The following is a 14,446-nucleotide window of genomic DNA, read 5'->3' as shown; positions in this document are numbered from 1 at the left end:
ACACCTTAGCACCAAACCAGCTATATTTTAACCAACCGTTTGTAACCGAGTTAAATTTTTCGTTGCATTTTATTTTTAAAGCAAGCACACTGGTCGAAATGCAAACTCATCGTACCAGTCTTAGTTCGTCAACTAGGGAGAATAATAATGTTATATAAAAGCGATTCCTTTGAAGTTAGCTTCCTTAAGGAAAACATCGCCGAGTTTAAGTTTTGTGTTGCAGGTTCTGTAAACACACTATCTCAGCAAACTCTTTCAGATTGTGCAGCAGCATTAAAAGAATTAGCCGCTAATTCTGATATCAAAGGCATGATTTTTACCAGTGATAAAGACCACTTTATTATTGGTGCCGACATCTTCGAATTTTTACCTACATTTACTAAACCAGAAGAAGAATTAGTAACGTGGATCAAAAACGCAACTGACGTTTTTGACGCTATCGAAGATTTACCATTCCCAACCCTTAGTGCTATAAACGGCATGGCACTTGGCGGCGGTTGTGAGTGGGCACTTGCTACCGATTATCGTGTTGCAAGCGAAACAGCTAAAATGGGCCTACCAGAAGTTAAACTTGGCATAATGCCTGGTTTTGGTGGCACAGTGCGCCTACCACGCATTATTGGTGCTGATAACGCTATGTTATGGATCACCTCTGGTAAAGAAAACCGTGCAGCTGACGCCCTTAAAGTAGGTGCGTTTGACGCGGTAGTTAGTGCTGACAAACTACTAGAGTCAAGCCTATCAACACTTGAATTAGCAATTGCTGGCAAGCTAGATTGGCAAGCAAAACGCAACGTAAAACTACAGCCACTTAAATTAAACCGCGTTGAGCAAGGCATGAGCTTTGCTATGGCAGAAGGTATGGTAATGGGTAAAACCAAAGGCCACTATCCTGCACCGGTTATGGCAGTACGTACCATTAAAGCAGCGGCAAACTGTACTCGCGATGAAGCAATGGCAATCGAAAATGCTAACTTTGCAAAACTTGCGCGCACTAATGAAGCAGCTGCACAAACTGGCATTTTCTTAAATGACCAGTTCATTAAAGGCAAAGCACGTAAACTTGCTAAGCACAGCGATGTTGAAATTAAACAAGCTGCTGTATTAGGCGCAGGTATTATGGGCGGCGGTATTGCATACCAGTCAGCTTATAAAGGCACACCAATCATAATGAAAGACATCCAACAGGATGCGCTAGATTTAGGTATGGGTGAAGCGTCTAAACTACTTGGTGCTAAAGTTAAACGCGGCCATATGCCAATGGAAAAAATGCTGGCAACACTTAGCAAAATTAAGCCAACGCTTAACGATGCAGACCTACAAAACGCCAACATTATTGTTGAAGCCGTAGTAGAAAACCCTAAAGTTAAGCAATCAGTATTAGCCAACCTTGAAAAGAACATGCCTGAAGGCACTGTACTTACATCAAACACTTCGACTATTTGTATTGATTTGCTGGCAGAAGCACTTGATAAGCCAGAAAATTTCTGTGGTATGCACTTTTTCAACCCAGTGCCAAAAATGCCATTAGTAGAAATTATCCGTGGTGCAAAAACCTCTGATAAAACAATTAATGCAGTAGTTGATTACGCCCTTAAACTTGGCAAGTCACCAATTGTTGTTAACGATTGCCCAGGCTTTTTTGTAAACCGTGTTTTATTCCCGTACTTTGCAGGCTTTAGCAAATTAGTGGTTGAAGGCGCTAACTTTGCAAAAGTAGATAAAGTAATGGAAAACGTATTTGGCTGGCCAATGGGCCCAGCTTACCTACTTGATGTTGTAGGTATTGATACGGCTTACCACTGTACTGGCGTAATGGCAGACGGTTTCCCTGAGCGTATGGCACGTGCAGAAAAAGATCCGGTCACTGTTTTTGCTAACGAAAAACGTTTTGGTCAAAAGAACAAAGCGGGCTTCTACAAGTACGAAACAGACCGCCGTGGTCGTCTTAAAAAATCAAACGATGCAACAGCAGTTGAGCTACTAGCGCCAATTACTGATGCACCTAAAGAATTTGATAAACAAGAAATCATTGACCGTTGTATGATCCCAATGATCAACGAAGTACTACTTTGTTTACAAGAAGGCATTGTTGCTTCTCCTCAAGAAGCAGATATGGCCCTTGTATACGGCGTTGGTTTCCCTCCATTTAGAGGCGGCGCGTTCCGTTACTTAGATCAAACTGGTTTAGCTAACTTTGTTGCATCAGCAGACAAATATGCTCACCTAGGTGCGATTTACCAAGTATCAGAACAAACTCGCAAATGGGCCGAAGAAGGTCGTGTTTTCTATAAGGTGGAAGGTTAATATCATGAATAATCCAGTAATTGTAGATTGTATCCGCACACCAATGGGTCGCTCAAAAGGCGGCGTATTTAAAAACAAGCGTGCGGAAGATTTAAGTGCTCACCTTATGAAAGGGTTATTAGAGCGCAACCCGGCTGTTGATCCTGCATCAATTGACGATATTTATTGGGGCTGTGTACAGCAAACACTTGAGCAAGGCTTTAACGTTGCACGTAATGCATCGTTACTTGCTGGTATTCCACATTCAGTACCTGCTACAACCGTTAACCGTTTATGTGGCTCGTCAATGCAAGCATTGCATGACGCAGCACGCGCTATTATGACAGGCGCTGGCGATACTTACCTGATTGGTGGTGTTGAGCACATGGGCCACGTACCTATGACCCACGGTAACGACTTTCACCCAGGCTTAGCTACATCAATTGCACAAGCATCGGGCTCTATGGGTTTAACAGCAGAATACCTTGCTACTATTCACGGCATTAGCCGTCAGCAGCAAGACGAGTTTGCATATCGCTCACATCAACGTGCACATGCTGCAACAGTTGAAGGACGTTTCCGCCGCGAAATTTTAGCAATGGAAGGTCACGCAGCAGATGGTTCACTTATTTTAGTTGAAGATGATGAAGTAATTCGTCCTGAAACAACAGTTGAAGGCTTATCTCAGCTACGCCCAGTATTTAACCCGGCTTCTGGCTCGGTTACTGCGGGTACATCTTCTGCACTTTCTGATGGCGCATCAGCGATGTTAGTAATGAGCGAAGAAAAAGCAAAAGAGCTAGGTTTACCAATTCGTGCACGTGTTAAAGCAATGGCTGTTGCCGGTTGCGATCCATCAATCATGGGTTACGGCCCAGTACCAGCAAGTAAAAAAGCACTTGCACAAGCGGGTATTACTATTGATGACATTGACGTAGCAGAGCTTAACGAAGCCTTTGCAGCGCAGTCACTACCTGTTCTTAAAGACTTAGGTCTAGCAGACGTAGTTGACGAAAAAGTGAATTTAAACGGCGGCGCTATCGCTCTTGGCCACCCTCTGGGTTGTTCGGGTTCGCGTATTAGCACCTCGCTTATTCACTTAATGGAAGACAAAAATGCAAAATACGGTTTAGCAACTATGTGTATTGGTTTAGGCCAAGGTATTGCTACTGTATTTGAACGTGTTCAAGACTAATTATTAGCTTAAACATGTAAACCATCTTGGTGATTAAAAAGGCGAACTGATGCAAATCAGTTCGCCTTTTTTTATGCCACCAGCTTTTACTGGTTAAAATAAATAATGTGATCGGCGTATTAAACTTATGCCAGATTATTTATTACTTTATTGAGCTGATTCGTTATATGCAAAATAGTTAACCCACAGGTTTATTTGCGCTAAACTACCCGACCTAACCAAGCCGCGACTATTTTTACAGGTAACTTTTTATGAGCTTTGATAATCCCGATCACCAATTAGACGCTATGGGCCTTCGCTGCCCAGAACCTGTAATGATGATTCGCGCTGCTATTCGCAAAATTAATGATGGCGAAACACTGCTTATCATTGCCGACGACCCATCAACCACCCGTGACATTCCAAGTTTTTGTACGTTTATGGATCACACGCTGGTGGCTAAAGACGTTGAAGAAGCACCCTATAGATATGTGGTGAAGAAAGGGCTTTAAGCTAGAATATATATATAAAGCCAATGGCAGCCAGAGTTACTGAAATAAAAATTAGAACTTTAAGTACCGCTTTATCATTTATCTTAAAAAATGAATCTATCTCTGATTTATTTTTAATTTCTAAATATTTATGTAAGCTCAAAAAGATAAAGGCTGAGCTAGAACTAATTAAAGCTAAGCTAGCTGATATAGAAGCAAGAAAAACAACTATTGCTACAGCGAATAAAAGTAACGGTGCTATAAATATTGCTTTATACATCCTTGTACTTAAATTTCTATGTGCCAATGTTGAAAATTGATTACTTTTCCTTAATACCATAGTAAACATTGTGTTCAATATCAGACTAATGCCAAATAGATTGCTAGCTACAAGAAGTAATATCCTATCTAATTTAGCGCTACCTAAACTAGGTAGTATTAGAAAATAAGCGAAACTCGCTCCAGCAGCAACAGAGTAATTAAACCAAATGTCCTTTTTCATAAACCCTCTATATTTGTGGGCTCTCGACCTACGTAAAAATTTATTTCTTTGTTCCAATCTTTTTGCCTTCATAAAACGTCCTTGTCACAAGTCTGTAAGTTCACTCCGGAAACTGAAAGTTTACGACTTATAGCTTACAGCTATTTCTTAGTAATCGTCACTCGCGGCTCATCATAGTCACTGTAATCAATGCTTACTATGTACGTGCCTTTTATTGCGGGCGAGTAGCTAAAATAATTATAAATGGTATTACAGTCGGCAAGCACAGGTTGGCCAAGTGTGAGTTTTTGCCCAGCAGGTTGTGCATCGCTGTAACCGCAGTTATAACCTTCACTAAAATCAGCATCAGCTATTTTAAATTCGTACACTTTACCTGGCGTACTAAATTTAACTTCGGCTTGATAAAGCGCGCCTCCAACAGGCATAAACTGATACTGTGGTTCGGCATCCCACAGTGTAAAGTCGCCTCTTAGATAAATTGTTTTATCAAGTTCTTGCTGTGGTAATACATCGTTAATCGACACTTGGCTAGTACACGCGGTAAGTAAACCGGCAATGGCAAGGGTTAAAATTCGTTTCATTGGTATCATTAATGAGTGTCCTTGGTTCTGTGAAAACTAAAAAGCCAGCAAAACGCTGGCTTTTTATTTAACTAAGCAGTGTTATTTTTGTAGTACAGAAATATCTGCAATATCTAAAAATAGTCGGCTTAATTGGCTTAATAGCGCGAGGCGATTTTGCTTTACAGCTTCATCGTCGGCCATAACCATAACGTTGTCAAAAAAGTTATCAACACTTTGACGAATACCTGCCAATTGGCTTAGTGCTTCTTGGTAGTTACCATCGCTGTAAAGCGGTGCAAGTTCGGTGGCAAACTTAGCAACTTGTGAAGCAAGTGCTATTTCTGCATCATCCGATAACAAGCTCTCATTCACATTACCTGCGGTGGTAATGTTATTTTTAGCCAATATATTACCTACACGCTTGTTCGCTGCTGCAAGTGCTTCTGCGGCTTCTAAAGTACGGAAGTGACTTACGGCTTTAACACGACGATCAAAATCAACAGGTTTAGTAGGACGACGTGCAAGCACAGCTTGAATTACGTCTACTTCAATACCTTCGTCTTGATACCATGCACGGAAACGCCCTAGCATAAAGTCAAATACATCAGTTGATACATTTAGGTTAGTTAGTTTATCGCCAAACAGAGTTTGTGCTTTTGCTACTAGGTCTAAAATATCCAGCGGAAGTTCTTTTTCTACCATGATGCGCAGTGCACCAATAGCAGCACGACGAAGTGCAAATGGGTCTTTGTCGCCTTTTGGTGCTTGGCCTATACCAAAAATACCCACCAGCGTATCAAACTTATCAGCAATAGCTACTGCACAGCTAATTAGGTTTGTAGGTAAGTTATCGCCTGCAAAGCGTGGCATGTATTGCTCGTTTTGCGCAATAGCTACGTCTTCTGCTTCACCATCAAAGCGTGCGTAATGCATACCCATTACACCTTGTACGTCGGTAAATTCCATTACCATTTCGGTCATTAAGTCAGTTTTACTTAATAGGCCGGCACGTTTTGCTAGGTCTTTATCGGCACCTAGTTGCTCAGCAATGTATCCGGCAAGTTCGCTAATACGTACAGATTTATCTTTAAGCGTACCTAACTGCTTTTGGAATAAAACGGTATCAAGCGACTCTAAACGGCTTTCTAATGTTTTCTTTTTATCAGTCTCAAAGAAGAACTGCGCATCGGCTAAACGCGGGCGCACTACTTTTTCGTTACCTGAAATTACCACACTTGGATCTTTACTTTCGATGTTAGATACAAATAAAAACTTATTTAAAAGTTTGCCGTTTTGATCTAGTAACGGGAAGTATTTTTGATCGTCCTTCATGGTGTAAATTAGCGCTTCGGCTGGCACATCTAAAAATGCTTCTTCAAATGTTGCCGTTAAAGTAACTGGCCACTCTACCAGTGATGTTACTTCTTCTAGTAAGTCTTCATCCATTGCAACAACAGCATTCACTGCGCTTGCAGCGTCTTCTATTTGTGCACGAATTTGCGCTTTACGCTGCTCGTAGTCAGCAATAACGTAAGCAGATTTTAATACATCAAAAATGTCGTCTGCATGGTTAATACTAATTTTTTCTGGATGATGAAAACGATGACCTTGTAACTGGTTAGTTACTTGCTTACCAAGTATTTCGCCTTCTAGTAATTCGCTACCAAATAAAATTGTTACTGTATGAACTGGGCGAATAAATTGTGTTTTATTCGCGCCCCAACGCATAGGTTTAGGGATTGGTAATTTAGCTAACGACTTTGCAATAGCGTCGCTCATTAGTGTTTTGGTTTCTTGCCCTGCTACTTTAGCAATATGCAACAACCAAGCACCTTTATCGGTTTCTAGTGTTTGAGCTTCACTTACTTCAATACCACAACCACGAGCCCAACCCATTGCCGCTTTAGTTGGATTACCTTCGCTGTCAAATGCTGCTTTTGTTGCAGGGCCGCGTTTTTCAACTTCTTTGTCTTGCTGTTTAGCTTCAAGCGCTTTTACTTGTAAACCCAAACGACGAGGCGATGCATACCAGCTTACGCCTTGGTGTGCTAGCTCTAGTGTTTCTAGTTCTTGAGTTAAATTTGCAGCAAACGCTTCTGCTAGTTTACGCAGTGCTTTTGGTGGCAACTCTTCGGTGCCAATTTCTACTAATAAATTTTCTGCTGACATGCTTACTTATCCTTACACAGCGGGAAACCAAGCGCTTCACGTGCATCGTAATAACTTTGTGCACACGCTTTTGATAACGCTCGAACGCGTAAAATATAACGCTGACGTTCGGTTACTGAGATTGCATGGCGCGCATCTAATAAGTTAAACGCGTGCGATGCTTTCATTACTTGCTCGTATGCAGGTAGGGGTAAGTTAGCTTCAATTAGCTTTTGGCTCTCAGCTTCACACTTATCAAACTGTGCAAATAAATCTTCTACGTTTGCGTGTTCAAAGTTGTAAGTAGATTGCTCTACTTCATTTTGGTGGAACACGTCGCCGTAAGTTACACGTCCTAATGGACCGTCTGCCCATACTAGGTCGTAAATGCTATCTACGCCCTGTATGTACATTGCTAAACGCTCTAGGCCGTAAGTAATCTCGCCAGTTACTGGTGAGCACTCTAAGCCCCCTACTTGCTGGAAGTAAGTAAACTGCGTTACTTCCATACCGTTTAACCAAATTTCCCAACCTAAGCCCCATGCACCTAGCGTTGGTGATTCCCAGTTATCTTCTACAAAGCGAACTTCGTGAGTAAGGGTATCAATGCCCATTGCTTCTAAAGAGCCTAAGTAAAGCTCTTGAATGTTATCTGGCGATGGCTTTAGTACTACCTGAAATTGGTAGTAATGTTGCAGGCGATTAGGGTTTTCGCCGTAGCGGCCATCAGTAGGACGACGACATGGTTGAACATATGCGCTCGACATTGGCTCTGGGCCAATAGATTTTAAAAATGTTTGCGGGTGAAATGTCCCTGCGCCCACTTCCATATCAAGTGGTTGAATAATGACACAGCCTTGCTGCGCCCAATAATCCTGTAAAGCCAGGATCAAACCTTGAAAGGTTTTAACGTCATATTTTTGCATATTTGGCTTTTTACTATTTGAAAGTAGCGTGAAAATTACCCTCAGTATACCTTGTGCACACTCAGGTTTTAAGCAGTTTGTGCGGTTGTTAAAATAAAAAAGGAGCCATAAGGCTCCTTTTACGATCTAAGTATATTTTTTTACACGTCTAGATTAACTACGCGTAGCGCGTTAGTTTCAATAAACTCACGTCGCGGCTCAACTTGATCGCCCATTAATGTTGCAAACAATTGATCCGCAGCAACGGCATCTTCAATTGTTACTTGTAACATACGACGAGCGCTAGGATCCATTGTTGTTTCCCACAGCTGGCTAGGGTTCATTTCACCTAATCCTTTATAGCGTTGAATATAGATCCCGCGCTTAGATTCTGTGATCAACCATTCCAAAGCATCCACAAAGTTATCAACAGGTTTTGTTTTCTCACCACGTTGAACATATGCGCCTTCTTTTAAGATGTTAGCGATCTTCGTGCCAGTTACAGCAATACGTTGGTAGTCACGTGATGCAATAAAGTCGTAGTGTAATACATGGGCTTTATCAACACCGTGCTGACGAATATTCACAACCGGGAAGTATAAGTTACGCTCTGCGTCGTGCTCAGTACCCGCATGGAAAATTGTCGCATCTTCATCACGTTCAACTAAGTCATCAACAAGCTCTTTAGTCCACTCAATTACTTTAGCTTCGTTAGATAAGTCTTCTACTTTTAACTCGCTTTGGTAAATTAAACGCTCCATTACCGTGTTAGGGTATTTACGTTTTAAGCGCTCAATTACTTTAACTGTGTTTTGGTAATCTTGTACTATTTGTTCAAGCGCTTCGCCTTCAATTGCAGTTGCATCTTCACTTGTGTAAAGCGCTGCATTGTTAAGAGCAAGCGACGTAAGGTAATCTACAAGAGCAGGATCATCTTTAATGTAACGCTCTTGCTTACCTTTTTTCACTTTGTAAAGTGGTGGCTGTGCAATATAAATGTAACCACGCTCAACAATTTCCGGCATTTGACGGTAAAAGAATGTAAGTAGTAATGTACGAATGTGAGAACCATCCACGTCCGCATCGGTCATGATTATGATGCTGTGGTAACGTAGTTTTTCTGGGTCATATTCATCGCGGCCAATACCACAACCAAGCGCGGTGATTAGCGTTGCTACCTCTTGTGAAGAAAGCATTTTATCAAAACGTGCTTTCTCTACGTTCAAGATTTTACCTTTAAGTGGCAAAATGGCTTGGTTTTTACGGTTACGACCCTGCTTGGCTGAACCGCCAGCTGAGTCACCCTCCACTATGTATAGTTCAGATAATGATGGGTCTTTTTCTTGGCAGTCGGCTAATTTACCAGGTAAACCAGCTAAATCCATAGCGCCTTTACGACGAGTCATTTCACGGGCTTTACGCGCCGCTTCACGTGCTCGTGCTGCATCAATAATTTTACCAACAACAATTTTAGCGTCCATTGGGTTCTCTAGTAAGAAGTCAGAGAACTTTTCAGCCATTGCTTGTTCAACCGCAGATTTAACTTCGCTTGATACTAGCTTGTCTTTGGTTTGTGATGAGAACTTAGGATCGGGTACTTTAACACTAACAACTGCAGTTAAGCCTTCACGTGCATCATCGCCCGTTGCATTACTGGTTGTTTTAGCTTTTTTGTTAAAGCCTTCTTTTTCCATGTAGTTGTTAAGCGTACGTGTTAGCGCAGATCTAAAACCGGCTAAGTGAGTACCACCATCACGCTGTGGAATATTATTTGTGAAACAGTAAATGTTTTCTTGGAAGCCATCGTTCCACTGCATAGATACTTCTACGCTAATTCCATCTTCTTCACGTTCGTGAGTAAAGTGGAATACACCTTTGTGTACCGGTGTTTTATTACGGTTTAAGTATTCAACAAACGCCTGAATACCACCTTCGTATTTGAAGTGGTCACTTTTATTTTCTTCACGCTCGTCGGTTAGGATAATGCTAACGCCAGAGTTTAAGAAAGATAGCTCGCGTAAACGCTTAGCTAAAATATCGTAATGAAAATCTAGGTTTGTAAATGTTTCGCCACTAGGCCAAAAACGTAGTTCGGTACCTGTTGTGTCAGCATCGCCAATAATAGCTAAAGGAGCATTTGGTACACCCATGCTATATGTTTGTTCGTGCAACTTGCCTTCACGGCGAATAGTTAGCGTTAGTTTTTCTGATAATGCATTTACTACCGATACACCAACACCGTGTAAGCCGCCTGATACTTTATAAGAGTTATCATCAAACTTACCACCAGCATGAAGTACCGTCATGATAACCTCGGCTGCTGATACACCTTCTTCTTCATGGATTGAAGTTGGGATACCACGACCGTTATCTCGAACAGAGACTGAACCGTCTAAGTGAATCGTTACATAAATATCATCACAATGACCTGCTAAGGCTTCATCGATAGAGTTATCAACGACCTCAAACACCATGTGGTGTAAGCCTGTGCCATCATCGGTGTCCCCTATATACATTCCAGGACGCTTTCTTACTGCGTCTAATCCTTTAAGTACTTTAATACTCGACGAATCGTAATTCTCAGACATGGTTAATCCCACTTATCTTGTTATTAGGTTGCCATGTTTCACGTGGAACATTTGTAGTTCTCGTTGCATGGGTTCCACCACAGCAGAAATACTTTCAGATAAAATTGAAGAAATAAAAATTTGAGAACTACAATGAGCCAGTAATTGTCCCACTTTCTCTTTTGTATCTTCGCCTAACTCTGAAGGTAGATCATCTATTAGCAATATTGATTGCTTATCTGTCTCTGACTCAATTAAACTATTTTGCGTTACTTTTAACGCATAAAGCAATAGCTTCAATTGACCACGTGAGAACGTATTCTCTACGCTGTTGCCAGCGACACTAAAACTAAAATCGGCCTTGTGCGGCCCTTTACTTGTAAAACCTTGGCGAGCATCTCGCTCAAAGTTTTGCTCTAACGCATCGCTAAGAGATTCACTCTCTTTCCAGCCTGCATTAAAGTTAATTTCTAAATCGCGTATAAGCGTTAATTCTGCACACATTTTATCAAAAAACTGCTGCTTAAACCTACTTATATACGCAATTCTTAATTTATTTATTTGTTCTGCCAGTCTAACAAATTCTTTGTCCCAAAACCTAATTTGGTCAAAATAATTCTTAGGCTTACTTTTTAGTAATGCATTACGTTGTTTAAGTACTTTATTGAACGACTGCCATAAATAAAAAAACTCATGTTCCACGTGGAACAACCCTAAATCTAAAAATTTTCTTCGCTCTTTAGGGCCACCAAAAAATAACGAATAGCTTTCTGGTGTAATTATTTGCACAGGCATTAGCTGCGCCAGTTCTGATATTTTTCTGCTTGCCTTACCCTGTATTTTTAAATTAGTTTCACCACTTTGGGTTTTACTAATTCCTATAGGAATAGACAAGTCATGCAGTGCCTTTCGGCCATGTATTACAAACTGTTCTTGCTGATGTTGAATAATACTTTTGTGTTTAGGTGTTCGAAAAGATTTGCCGTGAGAAAGGTAATAAATAGCCTCTAAAAGGCTGGTTTTTCCGCTGCCGTTTTCACCATAAATTATATTAACGCCGTTTACTGGTTCTAGCGTCAGTGCCTCAATATTACGAAAATATTTGAGGCTCAAGTGACTTAAACTCATTTATATTAGGTATCTTATAAACGCATAGGCATAACCACATACATAGCTTCTTCATCACCGGCACCTTCAATAAGTGCACTGCTGTTTGAGTCGGCTAATGTAAATAGTACGTCTTCTGTTTTTAAGGTGTTTAATACATCTAATACATATGAAACGTTAAAACCAATTTCTAGCTCATCGCCTTCATACATTACCTCTACTATTTCCTCAGCCTCTTCTTGCTCAGGGTTGTTAGCGGTAATTTTAAGTAGGCCGTTAGCTAAGTTTAGGCGTACGCCTCTAAACTTTTCATTAGATAAAATAGACACACGTTGAAATGCATTACGTAACCATTCACGGTTAGCTGTAATTACTTTGTCACCACCACGTGGTAATACACGACGATAATCTGGGAATCGGCCATCTACCAGCTTGCTCGTAAATGTAAATTCAACATCAATAATACGAATGTGATTAGCACCAAATTGAATAGTAACTAACTCTTCGTCGGCTACCATAAGGCGCATAATTTCTTGTACACCTTTGCGCGGTATGATTAGTTGGCGCTGTGTATTTAGAGATTGGCTTAATTCTTTTTGAGCAATAGCTAAACGGTGGCCATCGGTGGCTACTGTTTTAATATCAGTATTATCTACTTCAAACGACATACCATTTAAGTAATAACGTACATCTTGGTTAGCCATTGAGAAATGCGTGCTTTCAAGTAACTTACGTAACTCTAAACGCGTTAGTTGAAACTCAACCTCACCATCCCATTGCTCTAAATTAGGAAAATCTTCTGCTGCAAGTGTCGTAAGTGAAAAACGACTTTTACCACTGGTTAAAAGCAACTGGTGCTCTTGCAAGCTTAATGTAAGATCTGAGCCATCAGGTAAGCTTTTACAAATATCGAGTAATTTTTTAGCGGGTAACGTAAGTTTTGTATCGGCAATATCATCACCAACAAATACGCCGGCAACGAGTTCAATTTCGAGGTCGGTACCTGTCATTGAAAGTTGGCCGTTCTCTACCACTAACAATACATTAGATAAAATAGGTAACGTATGTTTGCGCTCAATGGCGCCCGATACTTGCACTAATGGCTTTAAAAATTGTTCTCTTGAAATGGTTATTTGCATAATAAAGTCAGCCCTAAGATGACAACGTTCTTATTAAATTTTGATAATCTTCTTTTATTTCGTGGCTTTCATCACGAAGTGATTTAACCTTACGACACGCATGTAATACAGTGGTGTGATCGCGACCACCAAATGCGTCACCAATCTCAGGTAAGCTGTGATTAGTTAATTCTTTAGATAATGCCATGGCTACCTGACGCGGCCTTGCTATAGAGCGGCTACGGCGCTTAGATAACAAGTCAGATACACGTATTCGGTAATACTCCGCTACGGTACGTTGTATATTATCTATGGTGACAAGTTTGTCTTGTAGAGCTAATAAATCGCGTAGCGCTTCTTTTACAAAGTCGATAGAAATAGGACGCCCGGTAAAATTAGCATTAGCGATTACGCGGTTAAGTGCGCCTTCTAATTCACGTACATTTGAACGCAATTTTTTAGCGATAAAAAAAGCAACTTCGTGCGGTAAATTAATTTTACTCTGCTGGGCTTTTTTCATCAAAATAGCCACGCGCGTTTCAAGCTCAGGTGGCTCAATAGCAATCGTTAAGCCCCAACCAAATCGAGATTTAAGTCTATCTTCTACGCCTTCTATTTCTTTAGGGTAGCGATCAGAGGTTAAAATGATTTGTTGGTTACCTTCTAATAATGCATTAAAGGTATGGAAAAATTCTTCTTGTGAGCGCTCTTTGTTAGCAAAAAATTGAATATCATCAATCATTAGCGCATCAACACTACGATAATAACGCTTAAATTCTTCAATCGCGTTATTTTGTAGTGCCTTTACCATATCTTGTACAAAGCGCTCAGAATGCATGTAAACAATTTTAGCATCTGGCTTATTTGCCATAATGCCATTGCCTACAGCATGTAATAAGTGAGTTTTACCTAAGCCTGTACCGCCGTATATAAATACAGGGTTAAAAGCAGAACCAGGGTTATCTGCAACTTGTGTTGCGGCGGCTTTTGCCAACTGGTTAGATTTACCCTCAACAAAGCTGTCAAAGGTATAGTTATCTTTAATATTAGATTTATAGCCTGACTTAGGCGCCGGCTCTACCGCCACTTTTTGTTGAACAGGCTGCTGCTTTGCAGGCGCTTGCGAACTAGGTGAAGCTGGTGCTTCAACACTCGGCTGTGCAGCTTGTGTATTTAGCAATGGCTTGCTGCCTACATCAAAACGTAGTTCGGGTGCTTCATCGCCGCAAATTTCTACGAGCAACTCATTAATGCGGTTTAAATACTTTTCTCTTACCCAATCAAGAACAAAGCGATTAGGTGCGTAAATCGTTAAGGTATCTTCGGTACTTTCTGCTTGTAGTGGTCTAACCCACATACTGAATTGTTGCGAAGGCAACTCATCTTGCAATACATATAAACAACTTTGCCAAACCGACAGATACACAGTTAAACTCCCAGAGGTATAATTTTTATTCCCGCACATCAATAATGATTAAAAATCATGCATTTATTGCGTTCAATTGGCCGGCTACCCGACCCAAGACCGCGTATTATGAAGGCACTTTATCCACAAGTAAAAGATTGATTTTTATAAAATTGTTGA

At 40.8% G+C, this 14,446-nt stretch carries 11 protein-coding genes; 3 read left to right on the top strand and 8 right to left on the bottom strand.

The features are described 5' to 3' along the window. Positions 1-147 precede the first annotated feature (147 nt). From fadB to tusA, 3 genes are all read left to right on the top strand, one after another. Complete coding sequence (gene fadB, locus PESP_RS00055; protein WP_089346228.1) at positions 148-2,307, top strand: fatty acid oxidation complex subunit alpha FadB; 2,160 nt, start codon at positions 148-150, stop codon at positions 2,305-2,307. Between the two features lie 4 nt (positions 2,308-2,311). Further along, complete coding sequence (fadA, locus tag PESP_RS00050) at positions 2,312-3,481, top strand: acetyl-CoA C-acyltransferase FadA (RefSeq protein WP_004588050.1); 1,170 nt, start codon at positions 2,312-2,314, stop codon at positions 3,479-3,481. A 251-nt stretch (positions 3,482-3,732) separates the two neighbouring features. Then, positions 3,733-3,972 carry a sulfurtransferase TusA gene (gene tusA / locus PESP_RS00045; RefSeq protein WP_055016202.1) on the top strand — a complete coding sequence of 80 codons (240 nt, stop codon included), beginning with the start codon at positions 3,733-3,735 and terminating at the stop codon, positions 3,970-3,972. A 1-nt stretch (position 3,973) separates the two neighbouring features. On the opposite strand, the gene PESP_RS00040 is transcribed toward tusA, so the two are convergent. The 8 genes from PESP_RS00040 to dnaA form a co-directional block, all read right to left on the bottom strand. Continuing rightward, complete coding sequence (locus tag PESP_RS00040; protein ID WP_089346227.1) at positions 3,974-4,525, bottom strand: hypothetical protein; 552 nt, start codon at positions 4,523-4,525, stop codon at positions 3,974-3,976. Positions 4,526-4,593: 68 nt separating this feature from the next. Then, positions 4,594-5,043, bottom strand: a complete 450-nt coding sequence (locus PESP_RS00035; RefSeq protein ID WP_089346226.1) for an early set domain-containing protein — start codon at positions 5,041-5,043, stop codon at positions 4,594-4,596. Positions 5,044-5,115: 72 nt separating this feature from the next. Continuing rightward, a complete protein-coding gene (gene glyS, locus PESP_RS00030; protein ID WP_089346225.1) occupies positions 5,116-7,185 on the bottom strand; it encodes a glycine--tRNA ligase subunit beta in 2,070 nt (689 codons plus the stop codon). A 2-nt stretch (positions 7,186-7,187) separates the two neighbouring features. Further along, positions 7,188-8,090 carry a glycine--tRNA ligase subunit alpha gene (gene glyQ, locus PESP_RS00025; RefSeq protein WP_008130780.1) on the bottom strand — a complete coding sequence of 301 codons (903 nt, stop codon included), beginning with the start codon at positions 8,088-8,090 and terminating at the stop codon, positions 7,188-7,190. Positions 8,091-8,230: 140 nt separating this feature from the next. Further along, a complete protein-coding gene (gyrB, locus tag PESP_RS00020) occupies positions 8,231-10,657 on the bottom strand; it encodes a DNA topoisomerase (ATP-hydrolyzing) subunit B (protein ID WP_089346224.1) in 2,427 nt (808 codons plus the stop codon). Positions 10,658-10,669: 12 nt separating this feature from the next. Beyond that, complete coding sequence (gene recF / locus PESP_RS00015) at positions 10,670-11,764, bottom strand: DNA replication/repair protein RecF (RefSeq protein WP_089346223.1); 1,095 nt, start codon at positions 11,762-11,764, stop codon at positions 10,670-10,672. Positions 11,765-11,778: 14 nt separating this feature from the next. Further along, the gene (dnaN, locus tag PESP_RS00010; protein WP_089346222.1) at positions 11,779-12,882 is read right to left on the bottom strand and encodes a DNA polymerase III subunit beta; all 1,104 of its coding nucleotides are present in this window, start codon (positions 12,880-12,882) and stop codon (positions 11,779-11,781) included. A gap of 13 nt (positions 12,883-12,895) precedes the next feature. After that, positions 12,896-14,287: a chromosomal replication initiator protein DnaA gene (gene dnaA / locus PESP_RS00005; protein WP_089349054.1), complete on the bottom strand. Its 1,392-nt coding sequence runs from the start codon at positions 14,285-14,287 to the stop codon at positions 12,896-12,898. Positions 14,288-14,446 lie beyond the last annotated feature (159 nt).

The organism is Pseudoalteromonas espejiana DSM 9414 (assembly GCF_002221525.1).
Classification (GTDB): domain Bacteria; phylum Pseudomonadota; class Gammaproteobacteria; order Enterobacterales; family Alteromonadaceae; genus Pseudoalteromonas; species Pseudoalteromonas espejiana.
Note: the sequence above shows the minus strand (reverse complement) of the source record. Positions and strands in the feature narration are given on the sequence as shown.

Bases quoted from the DNA above. Each gene is read 5' to 3' on its own strand.
- glyS (WP_089346225.1), bottom strand. From the start codon at position 7,185: ATGTCAGCAGAAAATTTATTAGTAGAAATTGGCACCGAAGAGTTGCCA.
- fadA (WP_004588050.1), top strand. From the start codon at position 2,312: ATGAATAATCCAGTAATTGTAGATTGTATCCGCACACCAATGGGTCGC.
- gyrB (WP_089346224.1), bottom strand. From the start codon at position 10,657: ATGTCTGAGAATTACGATTCGTCGAGTATTAAAGTACTTAAAGGATTA.
- PESP_RS00035 (WP_089346226.1), bottom strand. From the start codon at position 5,043: ATGATACCAATGAAACGAATTTTAACCCTTGCCATTGCCGGTTTACTT.
- dnaN (WP_089346222.1), bottom strand. From the start codon at position 12,882: ATGCAAATAACCATTTCAAGAGAACAATTTTTAAAGCCATTAGTGCAA.
- glyQ (WP_008130780.1), bottom strand. From the start codon at position 8,090: ATGCAAAAATATGACGTTAAAACCTTTCAAGGTTTGATCCTGGCTTTA.
- recF (WP_089346223.1), bottom strand. From the start codon at position 11,764: ATGAGTTTAAGTCACTTGAGCCTCAAATATTTTCGTAATATTGAGGCA.
- PESP_RS00040 (WP_089346227.1), bottom strand. From the start codon at position 4,525: ATGAAGGCAAAAAGATTGGAACAAAGAAATAAATTTTTACGTAGGTCG.
- fadB (WP_089346228.1), top strand. From the start codon at position 148: ATGTTATATAAAAGCGATTCCTTTGAAGTTAGCTTCCTTAAGGAAAAC.
- tusA (WP_055016202.1), top strand. From the start codon at position 3,733: ATGAGCTTTGATAATCCCGATCACCAATTAGACGCTATGGGCCTTCGC.